Here is a 20,180-nt window from a genome sequence, read left to right as displayed (position 1 = left end):
TTCGCTCTTTCGTGAAAATGGCGAGTGTCTGCTTCGGGGCGGAACCCGGCAGCGACGGCAAGCCGCCAGAAGCTTTCATGACAGACTGTATGCCGTCAATCCGTTGCCGAGCCAAGCTGCTTGCCGGCAGCTTTCATTGCGTGTTCAACAAAGCTGATCCTGAACGACAGCAGCAAGGCGGCAGCGGCGAATCCTGCGGCGAGCCAGAGGTTGGCGGACAGGCCCAGCCCGTCGACGGCCTGTCCGCCGGCCCATGCCCCGAGTGCAATGGCAACGTTGAATACGCCCACATACAGCGCGGCGACTATTTCCACGGCCCGGGGCGCCGCCTTCATCATCAAGGTCATCAGGCCGACCGAAACGCCACCGTAGGCTAGTCCCCAGGCCAGCAACACCGCGCCGCCGCCGATGCGCGAGTCGCCGAGCGCCAGGAAGAGTAGCGGCGTGAGCAGCAGTCCAGCTGAGATGGCGATGATGGTGGGCGCCGTGCGCCGCACCGCAACGGCACCGGCCAGGAAGTTTCCAATGATGCCAGCGAAGCCATAGAAAAACAGCAGTGCGCCCAGCCATTGCGCATCAAACCCCGACACTGACAGCAACAACGGACGCACAAAGGTGAAGGCCACGAAATGGCTGGTCACCAGCAACAGGGTCAGAAGCAGCCCCGCTTGCAATTGCCGGTTGCGCAACTGCTTGCCGAATTGGCGCAAGGTCGCCGCACTGGCAGCAGGCAGCGCTGGCATGACGGCCAGATGCAGCGCCAGTACCAGGCCGCTCAACAGCGCCATGGCGCCAAAGGCCCAGCGCCATCCTGCAACGTCGCCGATTTGTGCGCCAAGCGGTACGCCCAGCACAGAAGCGATCGCTACTCCGCCGAAGATAATCGACGTTGCCAGACCGATCGAGGGAGCCGGAACAAGGCGGGCAGCCAGGCCACCGGCAATGGCCCAGATGCCGCCCATGCAAAAACCGACGAGAACGCGTGCAGCCAGCATCCACACCATGTTTTGTGCCAATGCCGAGGCAAGGTTCGCGATCACCAATAGACTCAGCAAACCACAGAGAATTTTGCGCCTGTCCAGGCTTCCCGATGCGATCACCAGCAGCGGAGCGAACAAGGCCGCCAGTAATGCTGGCAGCGAGATCATCAGGCCGGCGGTTCCGGTGGAGGTGTCCAGCGTGTCAGCAATCGGCGTCAACAGGCCGACCGGGAGCATTTCCGTCGTCACTACCGAGAAGGTGGCCATGCCTATGGCGGTGACCGCCAGCCACGGGTGACGGACAGCGGTTTCTGTTGCGGCGCAGGGAGACGTACTCATGCTTCATTTCCTTCATTCGATAATTGGCTTGTGCCGGCATGCCCAGCTTGCAATGGAGACACGTCGCAGTGATAATACATACATCGCGTATGAATAAGTATATATTCATACGCACTGTATGTAAACAATCATGCGCTACGTATGTAAGGAGAAAGCAATGGTTCGCCGCACCCGTGCCGAAATGGAAGAAACCCGTGCATCGTTGCTGGCCACTGCCCGCAAAGTGTTCAGCGAGCACGGTTATGCCGACACCTCAATGGATGACCTCACCGCGCAGGCAGGGCTGACGCGTGGTGCGCTGTATCACCACTTTGGCGACAAGAAGGGCTTGCTGCTCGCGGTGGTGGAACAGATCGACGCGGAAATGGATGACCGCCTGCAAACCATCTCCGAACGCGCCGACGATCTGTGGGACGGTTTTCGCAGTCGCTGCCGTGCCTATCTGGAGATGGCCCTGGAACCGGAAATTCAGCGCATCGTTTTACGCGATGCCAGGGCGGTCCTCGGTGGTGCCTCACCGGACTCGCAGCGCCATTGCGTCGCGTCGATGCAAGGCATTCTCCAGGAGCTGATTCATCAAGGCATCGTGGCAGACGCCAGCCCACGGGCACTGGCTTCGCTGATTTACGGCAGTCTGGCAGAAGCGGCGTTCTGGATCGCAGACGGTGACGAAGGCACGGCGCGCTTGATCGAGGGAGTTGCTGCCTTGGAATTGCTGCTACGCGGGTTGTTGGTCAAAAGGTCATCGCGCCAATGACAGCAAGCCGCCAGAAGCGCACTGGCGTATCCGCTGCCGTCGCCGGAAGCCTGACGCGCCGGGCAAGTGAATCAGGCCGTATCAGTTTTTCGTGCGCACCTGGCGCACGTGGTTTTCCAGTTCGCTGAACGAGGGGCGTTCCGTGGCGGAAATGACCTTGCGGCCGAATTCCACGGCCAGCGCCGGCGCATAGCCGTTCAGGCTGGCCAGCAGCGTCACTTTCACGCACTGGTACATCTTCGCCGTTTCATGGTGCTTGCGGCGCAGCAGACTGGCCAGCGGGGCGATGAAGCCGTAGGCCAGCAAGATGCCGATGAAGGTGCCCACCAGCGCCTGCGCGATCAGCACGCCCAGCTCGGCCGGCGGCAAGCCGACGGACGCCATGGTATGCACCACGCCCATCACGGCGGCCACGATGCCGAAGGCGGGCATGGCGTCGGCCAGCTGCGAAATCGTCTGGATCGGCATTTCCGCATCTTCATGGTGCGTCTCGATCTCGTTATCCATCAGATTTTCGATCTGGTAAGCATCCATATTGCCCGACACCATCAGGCGCAAATAATCGGTGATGAATTCCAGGATGTGCTCGTCACCGAGCGTGTACGGATATTTCACGAAGATGGCGCTGCGATACGGGTCGTCGATATCGTCCTCGACCGACATCAGGCCTTCCTTGCGGATCTTGCTGAGGATTTCATACATCAGCCCCATCAGCTCCATGTAGCGCGCTTTCGTGTATTGCGAACTGTGGAACAGGGTGGGCAGGGCGGCGAACGTGGCGCGGATGGCCTTGGCGTCGTTGCCGATAAAGAAGGTGCCCAGCGCGGCGCCGCCGATCATCAGCAGTTCCAGCGGCTGGAACAGGGCCGCCAGGTGGCCGCCCTGCATGGCGAAGCCGCCGAAGACGGAAAACAGCACGACGAGAAATCCGAGGATGACTAGCAAAACTTACTCCTTCATAACATTGCCATATCGCAATATTGTAGTTTAACCTGATTCGGCCGCCGTGGCCGCTTCCGGCTGCAACTGCTGGCCGAGAAAATTGATAAAAGCGCGCACTTTGGCGGGCAACTGGTGGCGGCTGGGGTAGTAGGCGTACAGGTCGGCAGGCGCCAGCGCGTAGTCTTCCAGCACCACGCGCAGGCGGCCACTGTCGAGGTAGCGGGACAAATCCCATTCCGAGCGCAGCAGGATGCCGTGCCCGTCCAGCGCCCAGCCCAGCACCACGTCGCCATCGTTGCTGGCCACGGTGCCGCGTACCTTCACCGTGTGCGTGGCGCGGCCACGACTCAAACGCCAGATGCCGTAGGCGTCGTCGTTCTGCCGGTGCACGATGCAGCGGTGCCGTGCCAGGTCGTCGGGCGTTTGCGGCGTGCCGTGCGCCTGCAGGTAGGCGGGCGAAGCGCACAGGAAACGCCGGTTCGACATGATCTTGCGCGCGGAAAGGCGCGTGTCGGGCAAGTCGCCGAAGCGGATGCCCAGGTCATATGCCTGCTCGACCAGATTGATAGGGCTGTCGGTCAGCTGCAGCTGCACTTCCAGCTGGGGGTGGCGCAGCGCGAATTGCGACAGCAGGGGCGCGATCACCGTGCGCCCGAAGCCCAGGGTGGCGTTCACGCGCAGCAGCCCGCGCGGTTCCGCGCTGCCGCTGGCCAGGGATTCTTCCATGGCGCGGATATCGTCGAGGATTTGCCGCGCCTGCTGCAGATAGCTTTCGCCGTCGCCCGTCAGGCTGATGCGCCGCGTGCTGCGGTTCAGCAAACGCACGCCCAGGCGCTGCTCCATCAACTGCAGCCGCTTGCTGACAGCGGGGGGCGTGATGTCCAGCTCGCGCGCCGTGGCCGACAGGCTGCCCAGCTTGGCCAGCAGCACAAAGAAGGCCATTTCCGTGGTGGCGTCGCTTTTCATTATTAACTTCAAGTGAAGAATGGTTTAAATTGCCATTGATTATACGACTCAAAATCGCGCGTAAGCTGGCGTCATTGTTTTCACCCACAGGAGAGCCGCATGAAAATCGTCGATATCCGCGAAAAGACCATCCCCATCTCATCGCCCATCCGCAATGCCTACATCGATTTCACGAAGATGACATTGAGCCTGGTGGCCGTCGTCACGGACGTGATGCGCGACGGCAAGCCCGTCGTCGGCTATGGTTTCAATTCGAATGGCCGCTACGGCCAGGGCATGCTGATGCGCGAGCGTTTCATTCCGCGCATCCTCGATGCCGATCCGGCCAGCCTCGTGACGGAGGACGGCAGCAACCTCGACCCGCACAAGGTGTGGGATTGCATGTACACCAATGAAAAGCCGGGCGGCCACGGCGAGCGCTCGGTGGCCATCGGCACCATCGACATGGCCATCTGGGACGCCGTGGCGAAGATCGAACACAAGCCGTTGTTCCAGCTGCTGGCCGAACGCCACGGCACGGGTGCGCCTGACAAAAAAGTCTTCGTGTATGCGGCGGGCGGCTATTACTATCCGGGCCAGAGCCTGTCCGCGCTGCAGGACGAGATGCGCAGCTATATCGATCGCGGCTATACGGTGGTCAAGAAGAAGATCGGCGGCGCCTCGCTGGACGAAGACTTGCGCCGCATCGACGCCATTATGGAAGTGCTGCAGGATGGGCAGAAGCTGTGCGTGGATGCCAACGGCCGCTTCGACCTCGACACCTCGATCGCCTACGCCAAGGCGCTGCGCCAGTACGATTTGTTCTGGTACGAGGAGGCGGGCGATCCGCTCGATTTCGAGTTGCAAGCCACCCTGCGCAGCTATTACGACAAGCCGATGGCGACGGGCGAGAACCTGTTTTCCATGCAGGATGCGCGCAATCTGATCCGCTACGGCGGCATGCGCGCCGACCGCGACTGGCTGCAATTCGACTGCGCCCTCAGCTACGGCCTGGTGGAATACCTGCGCACGCTGGACATGCTGCACCAGCACGGCTGGTCGCGCAGCCGCTGCATCCCGCACGGCGGCCACCAGATGTCCCTGAATATCGCGGCGGGCCTGGGCCTGGGCGGCAATGAATCGTATCCGGATTTATTCCAGCCGTTCGGCGGCTTCCCCGATGGCGTGCGCGTGGAAAACGGCCACATCACCATGCCGGACCTGGTCGGCATCGGCTTCGAGGGCAAGGCGAATCTGTATGCGGAAATGCGCGCGCTAAGCGGCCAGTAAGCGTTATGCGCTGCGCTGCCAGAAGCGCAGCCGGTTGCCGAACGGATCCGCCACTTCCAGGATGCGGCCCCAGTCCTCGTCGCGGATGCCGGGCCGCGCATACGGGTAATCCTTGCCCTGCAGCTCCGCGTGCAGGGCGGCGATGTCGTCGACGGGGATCAGCAGCGCCGTGCCGGGCGTGGCGTCGCCGTAGTGCTCGCTCAAGTGCAGTACCAGCTCGCCCCGCGTCAGCTGCAGGTACAGCGGCGCCGTGGGCTCGAAGCGGTGCTCCCAGTCCAAAGTAAAGCTGAGGAAGCCGAGGTAGAACTCGCGCGCCTTTTCTTCCGAGAAGATGCGCAGGATGGGGATGGCAGGGGACAGCTGCATGGCGGCCCTTTCAACAATGGTGGCGATCCCACCATTCTAGCCGTGCTGCGATAGATGTGGCCGCATGCCCTGGTCGAAATCGAGTCCGGTTCCAGCGCCGGCCCGGCGCCAACGATGACAGGCCGACACGTCTGAAATACTTGCACATCATCACTTGCCCCTATAATTGCGGCATGACTTTCTTATCACTACGTGCCCGCTCCGTGCTGGCCACCCTCGGCAAAATGGCCGTTTCCCTGATTCTCCTGTTGACTGCACTGTGGGGCGCGCTGGCGCTGTGGTACCAGCTGTCCGGCGGCACGGCGGCGCAAGCCATCGGCGCCCTGTTGTGGGGCGCGCTGGGCGTGGCCAGCGTGGTGCTGTGGTGGATGCGCGGCGATGTGCGCGTGCTGCTGCCGTATGCGGCCGGTTTTATCCTGCTGCTCCTGTGGTGGAGCCTGATCACGCCGAAGCAACAGCGCGTGTGGGCCGACGACGTGGCGCGCAATGTCACGGGCAAGGTGGCGGGCAATCGAGTCACCTTGGACAATGTGCGCAATTTCGACTGGCGCAGCGATGACGACTACACGGTCAAGTGGGAACAGCGCAGCTACGACCTCGACGAGCTGCGCACGGTGGACACGGCGCTGTCGTACTGGACGGGGCCGTACATCGCGCATACCCTGATTTCCTTCGGTTTTGCGGACGGGCGCTTTTTGACGTTTTCCATCGAGATCCGCAAGGAAAAGGGCGAGAGCTTTTCCGCCATCGGCGGTTTCTTCAAGCATTTCGAGATGAGTCTGATCGCTGCCGACGAGCGCGACATCCTGCGCGTGCGCACGAATGCGCGCGGCGAGGACATGCATCTGTACCGCGTGATGATGCCGAAAGCGGCCATGCGTTCGCTGTTCCTGGCCTACCTGGACGAAGCGCAAGCGCTGAAGGCCAAGCCGCAGTTCTACCATACCCTGACGGCCAACTGCACCACCATCGTCTTCGAGATGGTGCGCCGCATCGTGCCGGGCCTGCCGTTCGACTACCGCCTGCTGGCCTCGGGCTACCTGGACCGCTATCTGTTCGACGTCAAGGGCCTGGTGCCCGGCCAGAGCTTCGAGCAGCTGCGCACAGGGGGCCACGTCACGGCGCGCGCGCGGGCGGCGAATGACGATGCGGACTTTTCGCACGCGATCCGCCGCGGCATGCCGGGCTACGATGAAGCGGGCTTTCCGAAGCTGCAAATGCCACGCCAGTAGCGGTCTGCCTTATACTGTCGCAATTCCGACCGGCCGCCTTTCGCGGCCGGTCTCACTTTACGAATAAAGAAGGCCCGCTATGCCATTTTCCTCACTGGGTCTGATTCCCGCCCTGGTCCGTGCCGTCGACAAGGCCGGCTATGCCGTGCCGACGGCCATCCAGGCCGCCGCCATTCCCGCCATCTTGCGCGGCAGCGACGTGCTGGGCGCGGCGCAGACGGGTTCCGGCAAGACGGCCGCCTACGCGCTGCCGCTGCTGCAGGCGCTGATGGCGCCCGCTGCCGGCCCGCGCCAGGTGCGCGCGCTGATCCTCGTGCCCACGCGCGAGCTGGCCGCGCAGGTGGGGCAGACGGTGCACGCGCTGGCCAAGCCGCTGCCGATCAAACTGAAGATTTCCGTGCTGTTCGGCGGCGTGTCGATCAATCCGCAGATGATGGACTTGCGCGGCGGCGCCGATATCGTCGTCGCCACGCCGGGCCGCTTGCTCGACCTGGTGCGGCAAAATGCCGTGAAGCTGGGCGGCGTGTCGCTGTGCGTGCTCGACGAGGCCGACCGTTTGCTCGACATGGGTTTTAGCGAAGAAATCAACGCCATCCTGGCGCTGCTGCCGGGCAAGCGTCAAAACCTGTTCTTTTCCGCCACCTTCCCCGACAGCGTGCAGGCGCTGGCCGACAGCCTGCTCAAGGAACCCGTGCGCATCGAAGTGGCGTCCGAAGCGCAGGACAAGCCCGACATCGTGCAGCGCGCCATCACGGTCGACGTGCCGCGCCGCACGCAGCTGCTGCGCTACCTGATCCTGCAGCAGCAGTGGGATCGGGTGCTGGTGTTCGTCGCCACCAAGTATGCGGCCGAACATGTGGCCGACAAGCTGCAGCGCGCGGGCCTGCATGTGGGCGCCTTCCACGGCGAATTCAGCCAGGGCACGCGCAGCCAGCTGCTGGCCGACTTCAAGGCGGGGCGCTTGCAGGTGCTGGTCGCCACCGATGTGGCCGCGCGTGGCATCGACATCGCCGGGCTGCCGGCCGTCGTCAATTACGACTTGCCCCGCTCGGCCGTCGACTACACGCACCGCATCGGCCGCACGGGCCGCGCGGGCGAAAGCGGCACGGCCATCAGTTTTGTCACGGCCGACTCGGAAGCGCATTTCCGCCTGATCGAAAACCGCAACGACTTGCGCATCGTGCGTGAAGTGGTGGCCGGTTTCGAACCGACGGAACTGCCCGCGCCGGTAAGCGCCGTCACGGATACGGTAAACGGCGGCGTGAAGGGCGCGCGCAAAAGCAAAAAGGATAAATTGCGCGAAGCTGCTGCCATGGCTGCCATGGCGGAAAAAGCGGCCGGGGGCAATTAAATCCCCCTTATGTGCGCTGGCCGCTGGAACGGCCAGGTTTCCCGGACTAAGATTGTGTTTCTATAAAGCAAGGGGATGGGAATGCACATGACATTCATCACGCGCGCGGGCGCACTGGTTGGCGCGCTGGCGCTGGCTGCTTGCGCCGGCATGGGCGGAAGCGGTGATAAGCCCGATGGCACGAACGGCATGCAGATGCCGGGCAAGACAGCGGCTGATGCCGCCGTGGCCGCCACCTGGTACAACCCGCCCAGCGAATTTCCCGGCATTTGCCTGACCCAGTTCAAGGATGGCAGCTTGCGTTTCGACGGCGGCTTCGCTTTCTACAACCCCGGCCGTTGGGCGTATGACGCCGGCAGCGGCGAATTGCGCCTGGCGCTGGCGCCGACGCCTTCGCTGGAGCTGTCGCATGCGCAAATCGTGCAGCACCAGAATCTGCTGCGCATCGAGGCGGACAAGAATACGCTGGTCTATGGCGTGAAAGCCGACACCAAGGCCATCGGTCTGGGCGGCTTTGTGTTTTACCGCGACACGCCTTGCCCGGCGCGGCACGGATAAGTGGCGGATAAGTGCAGGATTAGTGTCCTACGGGAATATTTAGTCGTATAATTTTAGCGCAAGCCGATTGCCGCGCAAGATGATGCCGCGCTCCAGGCAAGCTTCCATATCGCCTTGGCGATGAGAGGATGGTCCGATGGATTTGCACGACGAGCATGGTATGCCGGGTACTGCGGTGCTGGCGGCGGATGCCGTACAGCAGCCTGCGGCGCAGCGGCGCACCTTGCTGCTGGTCGATGACGAGCCGAATATCCTCGCTTCCCTCAAGCGTCTGCTGCGGCGCGATGGCTACCATATCCTCACGGCCAACAGCGGCCAGGAAGGATTGGACGTGCTGGCCAGCAATGCGGTCGACGTGATTGTGTCGGACCAGCGCATGCCCGGCATGCTGGGCGCCGACTTCCTGCGCAAGGCCAAGCTGCTGTGTCCGCAAACCATCCGCATCATGTTGTCGGGCTATACCGAGTTGCAGGCCGTCACGGACGCCGTCAACGAGGGCGCCATCTTCAAGTTCCTCACCAAGCCCTGGGAAGACCATCAGCTGCGCGAGCATATCGCCGAAGCCTTTCGCCTGAAGGGCATCGACGACGACAATGTGCGCCTGAATGCGCAACTGCGCGACGCCAACCAGGCGCTGGCGGCGGCGAATGCCGCCATGCAGGCGCTGGTGAGCCAGCAGCAGCACCAGATCAGCCGCGATGAAGTCAGCCTGGGCATCGCGCGCGAAGTACTGCAATTTCTGCCGCTGGCCGTGATCGGGCTCGACGACGAAGGCATGATCGCCTTCATCAATGCGTCGGCAGCCAACCTGTTCGAGCGGGGCGCGGCCTTGCTGGGCAGCGAGGCGGCGCTGGTCTTGCCGCAACTGTTCGACGGGCAGGACACGCCCCGCCTGGCCGCCATCGACGGTCAGCCGTATGTCGTGGCAGTCCATCCCATGGGCTTGCATTCGCGCTCGCGCGGCAGCCTGGTCACCCTGAGTCGTCATGGAGCCGATACATGAGTGAAAGCGTGAGTGAAAGCGGACGCGAGATTTCCATGGAGCAGGCGCAGGAAGGCATGGTGCTGGCGCAGGCGTTGAGCGATGCCAGCGGCGCCGTGCTGCTGGCCCGGGGTGCCACCCTGACGGCGGCCAGCCTGACGGCCTTGCGCAGGCGCAATGTGGAGCGCTGCCACGTCGTCATGGACGAGGCGCCGGACCCGGCCGCGCAGGCGCATGCCGAGCAGGAGCGCTTGCGCCGCCTGGAACGGCTGGCCGTACTGTTCCGCGCCACGCCGCCCGATTCCGCCGGGGCGGAACTGCTGGCGCTGCTGCAGCGCTACCGGCAAGGGGGCGCGGCATGACACGGCTCAGTTTTGAACATATCATCCGCCAGATACAGGAATTGCCGTCGCTGCCGGTGGTGGTGCTGGAGCTGCTGTCGAGCATGGACCAGGACGACACGGATGTGCATGTGCTGGCGCAAAAGATCGAGCTGGACCAGGCCCTGGCGGCAAAGACCTTGCGCATCGCCAACTCCTCGTTCTACGGCATGCAATCGAAGGTCACCAGCATTCCGCAAGCCGTTTCCGTGCTGGGCTTTCACAGCATCCGCACCGTCGTCACGGCCTGCGCCCTGACGGGCAGCTTCGCGCCCGTGGCCGGCGGCTTCGATTTCAAGGCGTTCTGGCGCCATTCGCTGGCCACGGCCATCGCCGCGCGCCTGCTGGCGCCGCACTTGCGCATCAATCCCGAGACGGCGTTCACGGCCGGCCTGCTGCACGATTTGGGCACGCTGGTGCTGGTGACGCGCTTCCCGGCCGAGCATGCGCTCGTGCGCAGCTACCGCCAGGCGCATGACTGCCAGATGGCCGAGGCCGAACTGGCCGTCATCGGCATCGATCACGCGCAAGTGGGCAGCGCCCTGGCTGCCTACTGGAAGTTTCCCGAGGCGATACAGCAGGCGGTGGCCGACCACCACGCCATCGACCGCCTGGAGGCGGGCGGCTTGCCGCTGGTCGTGCACATGGCCAACGCCGTCGCCCTGGGGCTCGACCTGGCCGGCGTCGACGATGCACTGGTACCGGCCCTGTCGCCCACGGGCTGGCGCAGCATCGCGCTGGACGAGCCGGCCTGGCTGGCGCTGCTGGGGCAAACTGAACACACCTTCGATGAAATGTCGCGGATCATGCTGGCATGAACAAGAAAGAGGCCATGGAAACAGACGCAGGAAAGGCATTGCCCGCCACGCCGGAACGCCGCCAGGGCGACACCATCGCGCTATCGGCGTTTTTCGACGGCCATCCCGTGGCCACCTTCGCCATCGATACGGACCACGTGGTGACGCACTGGAACAGCGCCTGCGAACAGTTGCTGGGCTTTACTGCCGCCGAGATGGTCGGCACGCGCGAGCACTGGAAGGCGTTTTATCCGCAGCCGCGCGCCTGCCTGGCCGACCTGCTGGTGGCCGACGATATCGCGCTCGGTGAAAATGACCTTTACCTTGGCAAGCTGAAGCGCTCCCCCGTGATTCCCGGCGCCTTCGAGGCCGAGGATTTCTTTGCCGATATCGGCCCCGACGGCCACTGGCTGCATTTCACGGCGGCGCCCCTGCGCGATCGCCAGGGACGCCTGGTGGGCGCCATCGAAACCCTGCGCGATGTGAGCGAGCGGCGCCTGGCCGAACTGGCGCTGCGCAAGGCGCACGACAACCTGGAACACCTGGTGGCCAAGCGCACGGCCCAGCTGGCCGAAATGAACGAGCGCCTGGCCGACGATATCCGCCAGCGCCAGATCGCCGATCTGGAATTGCGCGAGCGTAACCTGGCCCTGACGGAATTGAACAGCAAGCTGTCGCTGGCCCAGCAAAAGCTGCTGCAGTCGGAAAAGCTGGCCTCGATCGGCCAGCTGGCCGCCGGCGTGGCGCACGAGATCAACAATCCCATCGGCTATGTATTTTCGAATTTCGGCACGCTGGAAGGCTACCTGGACGACCTGTTCAGCATGCTCGACGCCTACGAGGAAGCCGAGCCGGCCGTGGCCGACGCCGTGGTGGCGGCGCGCCTGCGCGCGCTGCGCGAACAGATCGACCTGGACTTCCTGCGCACCGACATACCGCTGCTGATGGGCGAGTCGAAGGAGGGCATTTCGCGCGTGCGCCGCATCGTGCAGGACCTGAAGGATTTTTCGCGCACGGATGCGCACCAGGAGTGGGTCTGGGCCGACCTGCGCCAGGGCATCGATACCACGCTCAATATCGTGAATAACGAGGTCAAGTACAAGGCCGACGTGGTGCGCGAATATGGCGACATTCCCGATATCGAATGCCAGCCTTCCGAACTGAACCAGGTGATCATGAACCTGGTCGTCAACGCGGCCCATGCCATGGGCGAGGAGCACGGACGCATCACCTTGCGCACCGGTAGCGATAATACGACGGAAGTGTGGATCGAGGTCGAGGACACGGGCGGCGGCATCGCGCCCGAACACCTGTCGCGCATCTTCGATCCGTTCTTTACCACCAAGGCCGTCGGCAAGGGCACGGGACTGGGCCTGTCGCTGGCTTACACCACGGTGCAGAAACACCACGGCCGCATCGACGTGCGCAGCGTCATCGGCCGCGGCACCACCTTCCGCATCACCTTGCCCGTGCGCCAGGCGCAGGCCGCCGTACCATGACCGAACAGGACAGCATGAGCACCAGTACCAGCGCCAGCACCAGCACCGCGGCCGCGCCGCCGACCATCCTGTGCGTCGACGACGAACCGAATATCCTTTCGTCGCTGCGGCGGCTGTTCCGCCCGCACGGCTACCGCGTGCTGACGGCCGACGGCGGCGCGGCGGGCCTGGCCCTGCTCGAGAGCGAGACGGTGGACCTGGTCATCTCCGACATGCGCATGCCGCACATGGATGGCGCGCAATTCCTGGCCCAGGTGCGCCAGCGCTGGCCCGGCACCATACGCTTGCTGCTGACCGGCTATGCCGATATCCAGTCCATCCTCGACGCCATCAACCAGGGCGAGATCTACCGCTACGTGACCAAGCCGTGGGACGAGAACGATATCGTGCTGGTGGTGCGCCACGCGCTGGAACGGCGCGCGCTGGAACAGGAAAAACTGCGCCTGGAAGCGCTGACGGCCAGCCAGAACGTGCAGCTGCAGGCGCTCAACGCCAGCCTGGAAGCGAAGGTGGCGACGCGCACGCAGCAGCTGAAACAGTCGCACGATGAGGTGCAGGCGGCCAATGAGCGCCTGAAGGCCACGTTCGTGACGACCATCAAGGTGTTTTCCAACCTGATCGAGATGCGCGGCGGCAAGCTCGTCGGCCATGCGCGGCGGGTGGCCGAGCTGTCGCGCAAGCTGGCGCAGGCGCTGGGTCTGGAAGGGCAGGAAGCGCGCGACGTGTTCATCGCGGCCCTGCTCAAGGATATCGGCAAGCTCAGCCTGAGCGACGATGTGCTGGAACTGCCGGCCAGCGCCTGGACGGGCGAGCAGCTGGCCGCGTTCCGCAAGCATCCGCTGCGCGCCGAACAATTATTGATGGCGCTCGACGAGTTGCGCGCCGTCTCCGTGATCCTGCGCTCGCAGCTCGAGCGCTTCGACGGCGGCGGCTTTCCCGATGCCATGGTGGGCCTGGCCATTCCCATGGGCGCGCGCATTCTGGCGCTGGCGTCCGACTACGACGGCTTGCAGATCGGCGCCATGGTGCAGCGCAGCCTGCGCGCCGACGAAGCGCGCACCCTGATCTACGACAGCGTCGGCAAGCGCTACGACCCGGCCGTGGTGACTGCTTTCCGCAGCATCATGGAGGAGACGGAGCCGCCGGCGCGCGACCTGACCGTGTTGTCGGGCCAGCTGGAGCCGGGCATGACGCTGTCGCGCGACCTGATCAGCCGCGATGGCCTGATGCTGCTGGCGGCCGAACACGTGCTGACGGCCCGCGTGATTGCCCAGCTGCTCGATTTCGAAGGCAAGAATGGCGGGCGCCTGAGCATCCGCGTGTACGCGCCGCCGAAAGACGCCTAGGCGTTCGCGGCGCCAGCGGGCTGCAGCGGCAGGTGCACGGTAAAGCGCGTGCCCTGGCCCACTTCCGACGCCACCTCGATGCGCCCGCCATGCTTGTTGACGATGCCGTACGACAGCGACAGGCCCAGGCCCGTGCCGCTGCCCACGGCCTTGGTGGTGAAGAATGGCTCGAAGATGCGGTTCAGGTGCTCGGGCGCGATGCCGGCGCCCGTGTCGCCGATTTCCACCCACACCCAGTCGCCCGCGTGACCCGTGCGGATGCTGATCACGCCGTCGCCGCTGATGGCCTGGCCCGCGTTGACGAGCAGGTTCATGAACACCTGGTTCAGCTGCGACGCCAGGCACAGTATCGGCGGCAGTTCGCCATAGTGTTTCTCGATGCGCGCCTTGTATTTCAATTCGTTGGCGACGATATTGAGGGTGCTGTCCAGGCCCGCGTGCAGGCTGGCCACTTGCCAGTCCGTCTCGCCCACATGGGAAAAATCCTTCAGTGCCTGCACGATGTCGCGCACGCGCTTCAAGCCATCCATCGATTCGCGCACCAGGTCCACCATGTCGTCCTGCAGGAAGGCCAGGTCGGCCTGCGCGCGTACCTCGGCCACGCATGCGGCCAGGGCAGGGCCGTCGGGCGTCTCGCGCATCGCCGCTTCATATTGCCCGATGACGCCGAACAGGGTGCCGACATAGCCTTGCAGTGAACTCATGTTGGAATTGACGAAGCCGATCGGGTTGTTGATTTCATGCGCGATGCCGGCCGCCAGCTGGCCGATGGAGGCCATTTTTTCCGATTGCAGCAGCTGGTCGTGCGCTTCCTGCAACTTGCTGATCAGTAGTTGCTGTTCTTCGCCGCGCGCCTGCAGCATCGCTTCCATGCGCTTGCGTTCCGTGATGTCCGTCAGCGAGCCGATCACCTCGAACGGCACGCCATGCTCGTCGCGCACCAGGCGCAGGCTGTCGTGCATCCACAGATAGCTGCCGTCGCGCACGCGGAAACGGTATTCATAGGCGCGCGCGCCTTCGACGAAGATCTGCGCCAGGCTGGAAAAAATGCCGGGCGCATCGTCGGGGTGGATGTGGTCGAACCAGAAGTTGGGGTCGGCCACCATGTCTTCGGGCTGGTAGCCCAGCACGTTCAAGGCATTGTTGCTGACAAAGGTCATCTTGAAGTCGCCGCTGGGCACGGTGCAATAGATGATGGAGGGCGTATTGTCGAGCAGGTATTGCAGGCGCACGGCCGTCGCCGCCGACTCTTCGTCGCCAGGCACCGCCTTGGCATGCTGGCCGGCCTCGGGTAAAGAAAGGTCGAAATCCTCGAACTGCATCGTCATACCTCGCTGCCTGCACGGCATTGCTGTCATCCTGGCTGAATTATGCCTGATTCTGCCTGCCTTGGGCCGCCATCGGCACGCTCAGGGGGCCAGCGGCTGCTCGACGATCGCCATGCGCCGCGCAATGCGCTGCGCCGCTTGCGTGTCGCCCGCCTGTTCGGCGCGCAGACGCTGCACGCCCAGCCACGCCAGCAGCGGGCGGCGCCAGCCCTGGTCCGAGGCGGTGGCCACGGCCGTGTCGAGCAGCTCTGGCGTGGCGCGGCCCGAGCGCAGCAGCACGCCGGCCGCCACCAGCTGCGACAGCGGGTCATCGATGGCCGCCACGGCGCTGGCGGCGGCCGTGTCGGCGCCGGCACCGGCTGGCGCGCGCTGCGCTTGCGGCAGCAGGGCGATGCCGGACGCTTGCGCCTTGCCGGCCAGGTAAGCCGCATACGCGCGGTCGGCGTCATTCGCATCCGCTTGCAGGGCGTCGAAGCCGGCACAGTCCTCGAAGGCCAGGCTGGCCACGCGCGCGGCGCAGCGCAGCAGTTCGATGCGTGCCACGAGCTCGAGCTTGCCCGTGCCGGCCACCTGGCTGCGGGCACGGCGGAATTCTGTCTGCTCGACCAAGGCGTTGCCACTCAAATAAGCCGATTGAAACCGCTCGACGGAACTTTGCGCATTCATTTTCCAGTCCGGCACGGGCGGGCCGCTGGAGCAGGCGGCGAGCAAGGTGCACAGCAGGGCGGCGATGGCGGGGCGGGATATTGTCATGGCAGTTTGATCTCCGGATTGCGCTTGAACGGCCATTTGCGGTTGATGTCATTGACCAGCTGCTCGACCTTGCGCAGATTGCTTTCCACATCCGCGCGCAGCGGGCCCAGGTCGGCTGTCGCCGCCCTGGCGTTGGCGCCCACGGCTTGCGCCTCGACCAGCACGGCGTCGACCTTTTTCAGGCTGTTGCGGGTGTCGGCCAGCAGCGCGTTCAGCTGCACGATGGTGGCCTGCGCATCCGTCATCACGCCCTTGTCGCCGAAGACACGCGTGTCGGCATTGGCCACCAGGCCATCCGTGCGGCGCGCCAGCTGGTCCGCCGTGACCAGCAGGGCGTTGGCCCGCTCGACCAGCAGGCGCGACTGCTTGTCGTCGCCCGTCAGCAAGCCCATGGCGCCGCCTGGGCCGCTCAGCTTGCCGGTGACGGCCTGCACATTGCGCAGGGTGCCGTCGAGCGGAGAATCGGTGCCCGTCAGGCTGCCCAGGTTGTTCAGCAAGTCTTTCGCGGCGGCCAGCAGGCGCGGGATTTCCGCCGCCATGTCGCCCACCAGCAAGTCGCGCGTGGCGTCGTCGGGCAGCGGCGGATCCGTCAGGATGCCGCTGTAGGCGCGCAGCTTGGCGCCGCCGACGATGCCCCGTTCCAGGGTAAAGATGGAGCTGCTGCGCAGCCAGTGCGCGTCTTTGCGCGGCACGTCGATGATGACGCGCGCGCGCCCGTCCGGCGCCAGTTCGATGCGCTGCACGCGGCCGATGGGAAAGCCGGAAAAGGTCAGGTCGGCGCCCACGCCCACGCCGTCCGAATCGTCGGCCGTCAGCACCAGCGTTTGCGTGGCTTCGAAGGCGCCGCGCGCATACATCAGGTAGACGACCGAGCCGACCAGCAGCACGAACATGAAGACGAGCAGGATGGCCGCCTTCAGTTCGGCATGGCGCACGGGCGGCGGGGCGGGCAGCACGGCATCTGGCGTGAGACCGGCGGGCGCGGTGACGTCGACCTGGTCGGGATTGGGGGGCTGGCTCTGGCTCATGGATTCTGGCTCTCGTATGGGGGGTTCGGGGATCGCTGGCGGTGGCGGCGGGGCATCAGTAGTAATTGCCCATCAGCGAAGCCACTTCGATCAGCAGGATGACGGTAAACAGGCGCAGCATTTCGGACAGGCCGTGCGCGGCCCACAGCCGGTTGCGCCGGCCATGCGGCTCTTCCGGATAATAGGAGGAAGCCAGCGGGATCAGGGCCACGGCAAAGCTGAAGAAGATGACCTTGAGCATCAGGATCAGGGCCACGGCCGGATTGAAGATTTGCCCGACGACGCGCGTGTAGCCTTGCAGCGCCCACGGCGTAAAACCGTAGATGGTGACATACGCGAGGATCAGCGAGGTGACGCAGCTGACGATGGCCAGCATCCACACGGCGAAGATGCCCGACATGACGCGCGGAAAGTACTCGCGGCGTAGCAGGTCGACGCCCTGGTGCTGCATGGTGTCGAGCATGCCGGAAGAGCGCATTTGCGCAAACGCAATGCCGTCGGGCAGGGTCAGGCGCAGGGCCACGAATAGGGCGGCCGTCAACGGGATCAGTTCCAGCACCAGCACGCGCACCACCATTTCCAGCGCATAGCGCGACAGGCCGTAACTTTGCGCACTGACGACGACGATGCGTATCAGCACCAGGCTGACCAGCGCGCAAGCCACGCTGAACCACACGAGATTGGGCGCCGTATTCGTTACCAGGCGGTGCGCGAGGATGGGGCGGTTGTCGCGGTTATAGCTCGATGGCGACAGGGCCAGCGAAAACACGAGGGTGGCGAAATGCAGCATGCGCCACCAGCTGACCAGCCAGGCCATGGTGGCCCGGTGCAGGCGGCGCAGGCTGATGATGAGGGAGACGGATAGGGTCATCATGGCATCTTAACATTGGATGCGTTCGATACAAGCGATTGTCCTGCCGTGCGGCCGGGCGCGGGCTACCCTATTGCCCGGCCACGCTGGCGATAATCGCATCGGCCGCCGCGCGCACGCGCGCCGAACGGTTCAGGTCCGCATGCATGACCAGCCATACGTCGTAGCTTTCCGCCCGCTCGGGCCAGATGCGCACCAGTTGCGGGTCGATATCGCCCAGGTGGGTGGCCAGTTCGGCCACGCCCAGGCCCGCGCGCGTGGCTTCCTGCAGCATCGCCGCCGAATTGACTTCCATGGCGACCCTGGCGTTGGCGACGGGCTCGCCGGCGATTTTCTCGCCATGGCGTGGCGTCACGGACTGGTGGTAGATGACGATGTCGTGCCCGGCCAGCGCCGTGCCGCGCACGGGCTCGCCCCGTTCGGCCAGGTAGCTTTTCGACGCATACAGACCCAGGCTGCGCTTGACCAGATGGCGCGAGATCAGGTCCGGGTCGGTGGGGCGCACGCCGCGCACGGCCAGGTCCGCCTCGCGCCGCGTCAGGCTGGCCAGCGCAGGCGCCACGTTGAGCACGATGCGGATGTCCGGGTGGGCCGCGTGCAGCTGCTGCATGGCGCGGATGACGAAATGGCTGGCCATGGTGTCGGTGGTGGCCACGCGCACCAGGCCGCTTAAACGGTTGTCGACGCCCTGCATCTCTCTTTGCAATTTGTCGGCCGCCCGCTCCATCGCTTCGGCCGCCGTCAGCGCCAGTTCGCCGGCCGGCGTGGGCACGTAGCCTGACGGCGTGCGCAGGAACAGCGTGGCGCCCAGCGAGCTTTCCAGTGCGGCCAGCCGGCGCCCGCACGTGGCCTGGTCGATGCCCAGCAGGGCCGCCGCGCCGCGCAGGGTGCCGGCGCGGCCGATGGCCAGAAAGATGCGCGCGTTATCCCAATCCATGAGCCCAGCCCTTGTCCTTGTTTGCTGATGCATTTTTGCATCATGGTGCTGATTTTATGCCTGTTTACTGCATTATTCAACGCTCGCATAATGGCTGCCCGCTGTCCCTGCAAGGAAATATCATGATTGCCTCCACACCGCACCGCGCCAGCGGCTTGATCCTGCTGACCCTGGCCTTCGGCTTCGTCATGGCCATGCTCGACGTCACGGCCGTCAACGTGGCGCTGTCCGATATCGCCATGGACTTGCGTATACCGCTGACGGGCCTGGTGTGGGTGGTCGACGGCTACACCTTGACGTTTGCCGCGCTGCTGCTGGCCGGCGGCGCGCTGGCCGACCGCTACGGGCCGAAAGCCGTGTACCAGGGCGGCCTCGGCATCTTTATCCTCGGCTCGGTGTTGTGCGGCGCCGCGCCCGACGGGCATTTTTTGACGGCGGCGCGTTTGCTGCAGGGCGCGGGCGCGGCGCTGTTCATGCCCAGTTCCCTGAGTTTGCTGACGCACAGCTTTGACGACGAGCGTGTACGCACGCGCATGCTGGGCGCCTGGTCGGCGCTGGTGGGCGTGGCTGGCGCGTCCGGCCCCCTGATCGGCGGCATCCTCGTGCACCAGTTCGGCTGGCGCAGCGTCTTCTGGGTGAATGTGCCGCTGGGCGTACTGGCCATCGTCATGGCGCAGCTGCTGCTGGCCGCACCGGCGCGCCAGCCGCGCGATTTATCGCTGTTCAGCCATGCGTTCGGCGTGGCGGCGCTGGCGGGCCTCAGTTTCGTGCTGATCGAAGGGCCCGTGCTGGGCTGGCTGTCGCCCGGCGTGCTGGCGGCGGCGGCCTTGACCTTGCTGTCGGCCTGGCAGTTGCTGCGGCGCGAGCGCAGCGGCAGCCATCCGCTGTTGCCGCGTGAACTGTTTCACAGCAGCAGCTTTGGCGCGGCCAATGGCGTGGGTTTTTTGATCAATTTCTGCGTCTTCGGCCAGCTGTTTTTATTGAGCCTGTTCCTGCAGCAGTCGGGCGGCGCCGATGCCTTGCAGTCGGGCTTGCGCTTGCTGCCGATGATGGCGGCCTATACGGTGGGGAACTTCATGGCAGGCGGTATCGCGGCGCGTCATGGCACGCGCTTGCCCATGCTGGCGGGCTTGCTGGTGGGGGCCGTGATGGCCTTGCTGCTGATGGGCTTGCGCCCGGGCACGCCGTATGGCTGGCTGGCGCTGGGCACGGCCGTGATGAACGTGGCTATCGGCATCGCCATACCCGCCATGACGGCCACCGTGATGCGGGTGGCCGGCAAGCAGCATGCGAACAGCGCGGCGGCGGCCCTGAATGCGAACCGGCAAATCGGCGCGCTGGTGGGCGTGGCCCTGATCGGCAGCATCCTGCACATGCTGCCCGACTGGTCGCTGCGTTTGCCGCTGGCCTACGCGACGATTGCCGTCGCGTATGGCCTGGCGGCGGGCCTCGTGTATCGGCACGTGCATCTGCCGAAGGCCGTGGCCGCCTGAAGAGCG

Annotated in this window: 20 protein-coding genes; 11 read left to right on the top strand and 9 right to left on the bottom strand. The window is 64.8% G+C overall.

The features are described 5' to 3' along the window. Positions 1-95: 95 nt before the first annotated feature. Positions 96-1,319 carry an MFS transporter gene (locus tag C8C92_RS19825; protein WP_116745030.1) on the bottom strand — a complete coding sequence of 408 codons (1,224 nt, stop codon included), beginning with the start codon at positions 1,317-1,319 and terminating at the stop codon, positions 96-98. 157 nt (positions 1,320-1,476) lie between these two features. Here C8C92_RS19825 and C8C92_RS19820 point away from each other — a divergent pair, with 157 nt between their 5' ends. Next, the gene (locus tag C8C92_RS19820) at positions 1,477-2,076 is read left to right on the top strand and encodes a TetR family transcriptional regulator (protein ID WP_116745029.1); all 600 of its coding nucleotides are present in this window, start codon (positions 1,477-1,479) and stop codon (positions 2,074-2,076) included. Between the two features lie 81 nt (positions 2,077-2,157). Here C8C92_RS19820 and motA read toward each other — a convergent pair whose 3' ends face one another. Then, positions 2,158-3,021: a flagellar motor stator protein MotA gene (gene motA, locus C8C92_RS19815; protein WP_099763101.1), complete on the bottom strand. Its 864-nt coding sequence runs from the start codon at positions 3,019-3,021 to the stop codon at positions 2,158-2,160. 42 nt (positions 3,022-3,063) lie between these two features. Next, a complete protein-coding gene (locus tag C8C92_RS19810) occupies positions 3,064-3,984 on the bottom strand; it encodes a LysR family transcriptional regulator (RefSeq protein ID WP_099763102.1) in 921 nt (306 codons plus the stop codon). 99 nt (positions 3,985-4,083) lie between these two features. Here C8C92_RS19810 and C8C92_RS19805 point away from each other — a divergent pair, with 99 nt between their 5' ends. Next, on the top strand, positions 4,084-5,253 hold the full coding sequence (locus C8C92_RS19805; RefSeq protein ID WP_116745028.1) for a mandelate racemase/muconate lactonizing enzyme family protein: 1,170 nt from the start codon (positions 4,084-4,086) through the stop codon (positions 5,251-5,253). Positions 5,254-5,256: 3 nt separating this feature from the next. Here the strand turns inward: C8C92_RS19805 and C8C92_RS19800 are convergent, their stop codons facing one another. After that, on the bottom strand, positions 5,257-5,619 hold the full coding sequence (locus C8C92_RS19800; RefSeq protein WP_099763104.1) for a glyoxalase superfamily protein: 363 nt from the start codon (positions 5,617-5,619) through the stop codon (positions 5,257-5,259). Positions 5,620-5,792: 173 nt separating this feature from the next. Between C8C92_RS19800 and C8C92_RS19795 the strand changes: the two genes are divergently transcribed. From C8C92_RS19795 to C8C92_RS19760, 8 genes are all read left to right on the top strand, one after another. After that, a complete protein-coding gene (locus C8C92_RS19795; protein WP_165829505.1) occupies positions 5,793-6,851 on the top strand; it encodes a DUF4105 domain-containing protein in 1,059 nt (352 codons plus the stop codon). Between the two features lie 79 nt (positions 6,852-6,930). Then, a complete protein-coding gene (locus C8C92_RS19790; protein ID WP_099763106.1) occupies positions 6,931-8,202 on the top strand; it encodes a DEAD/DEAH box helicase in 1,272 nt (423 codons plus the stop codon). 87 nt (positions 8,203-8,289) lie between these two features. Continuing rightward, positions 8,290-8,760 carry a hypothetical protein gene (locus tag C8C92_RS19785; RefSeq protein WP_133250804.1) on the top strand — a complete coding sequence of 157 codons (471 nt, stop codon included), beginning with the start codon at positions 8,290-8,292 and terminating at the stop codon, positions 8,758-8,760. A gap of 136 nt (positions 8,761-8,896) precedes the next feature. Beyond that, the gene (locus C8C92_RS19780) at positions 8,897-9,763 is read left to right on the top strand and encodes a response regulator (protein WP_099763108.1); all 867 of its coding nucleotides are present in this window, start codon (positions 8,897-8,899) and stop codon (positions 9,761-9,763) included. Next, complete coding sequence (locus tag C8C92_RS19775) at positions 9,760-10,104, top strand: hypothetical protein (protein WP_116745026.1); 345 nt, start codon at positions 9,760-9,762, stop codon at positions 10,102-10,104. Before C8C92_RS19780 ends, C8C92_RS19775 begins: the two co-directional genes overlap by 4 nt. Then, positions 10,101-10,940: an HDOD domain-containing protein gene (locus tag C8C92_RS19770; RefSeq protein ID WP_116745025.1), complete on the top strand. Its 840-nt coding sequence runs from the start codon at positions 10,101-10,103 to the stop codon at positions 10,938-10,940. Before C8C92_RS19775 ends, C8C92_RS19770 begins: the two co-directional genes overlap by 4 nt. Before the next feature lie 14 nt (positions 10,941-10,954). Continuing rightward, complete coding sequence (locus C8C92_RS19765) at positions 10,955-12,418, top strand: ATP-binding protein (RefSeq protein ID WP_099764512.1); 1,464 nt, start codon at positions 10,955-10,957, stop codon at positions 12,416-12,418. 14 nt (positions 12,419-12,432) lie between these two features. Next, on the top strand, positions 12,433-13,764 hold the full coding sequence (locus tag C8C92_RS19760; protein WP_116746047.1) for an HD domain-containing phosphohydrolase: 1,332 nt from the start codon (positions 12,433-12,435) through the stop codon (positions 13,762-13,764). Here the strand turns inward: C8C92_RS19760 and C8C92_RS19755 are convergent. From C8C92_RS19755 to C8C92_RS19735, 5 genes are all read right to left on the bottom strand, one after another. Next, positions 13,761-15,092: an ATP-binding protein gene (locus C8C92_RS19755; protein WP_116745024.1), complete on the bottom strand. Its 1,332-nt coding sequence runs from the start codon at positions 15,090-15,092 to the stop codon at positions 13,761-13,763. The genes C8C92_RS19760 and C8C92_RS19755 overlap by 4 nt on opposite strands. 81 nt (positions 15,093-15,173) lie before the next feature. Next, the gene (locus C8C92_RS19750) at positions 15,174-15,845 is read right to left on the bottom strand and encodes a hypothetical protein (protein WP_116745023.1); all 672 of its coding nucleotides are present in this window, start codon (positions 15,843-15,845) and stop codon (positions 15,174-15,176) included. After that, the gene (locus tag C8C92_RS19745) at positions 15,842-16,873 is read right to left on the bottom strand and encodes an MlaD family protein (protein WP_099763113.1); all 1,032 of its coding nucleotides are present in this window, start codon (positions 16,871-16,873) and stop codon (positions 15,842-15,844) included. Before C8C92_RS19745 ends, C8C92_RS19750 begins: the two co-directional genes overlap by 4 nt. A gap of 55 nt (positions 16,874-16,928) precedes the next feature. Next, positions 16,929-17,744, bottom strand: coding sequence for an ABC transporter permease (locus tag C8C92_RS19740; RefSeq protein WP_165829608.1), 816 nt, complete (start codon positions 17,742-17,744; stop codon positions 16,929-16,931). Between the two features lie 70 nt (positions 17,745-17,814). Then, positions 17,815-18,681 (bottom strand): LysR family transcriptional regulator, encoded by an 867-nt coding sequence (locus C8C92_RS19735; protein ID WP_116745021.1) that lies wholly within the window; start codon positions 18,679-18,681, stop codon positions 17,815-17,817. Positions 18,682-18,803: 122 nt separating this feature from the next. Here C8C92_RS19735 and C8C92_RS19730 point away from each other — a divergent pair, with 122 nt between their 5' ends. Next, the gene (locus C8C92_RS19730; protein ID WP_116745020.1) at positions 18,804-20,174 is read left to right on the top strand and encodes an MFS transporter; all 1,371 of its coding nucleotides are present in this window, start codon (positions 18,804-18,806) and stop codon (positions 20,172-20,174) included. The last annotated feature ends 6 nt before the right edge of the window (positions 20,175-20,180 follow it).

The organism is Janthinobacterium sp. 78 (genome assembly GCF_003096775.1).
Lineage (GTDB): Bacteria > Pseudomonadota > Gammaproteobacteria > Burkholderiales > Burkholderiaceae_D > Janthinobacterium > Janthinobacterium tructae.
The sequence above is the reverse complement of the archived record's forward strand: the minus strand, read 5'-3'. Positions and strand labels throughout refer to the sequence as shown.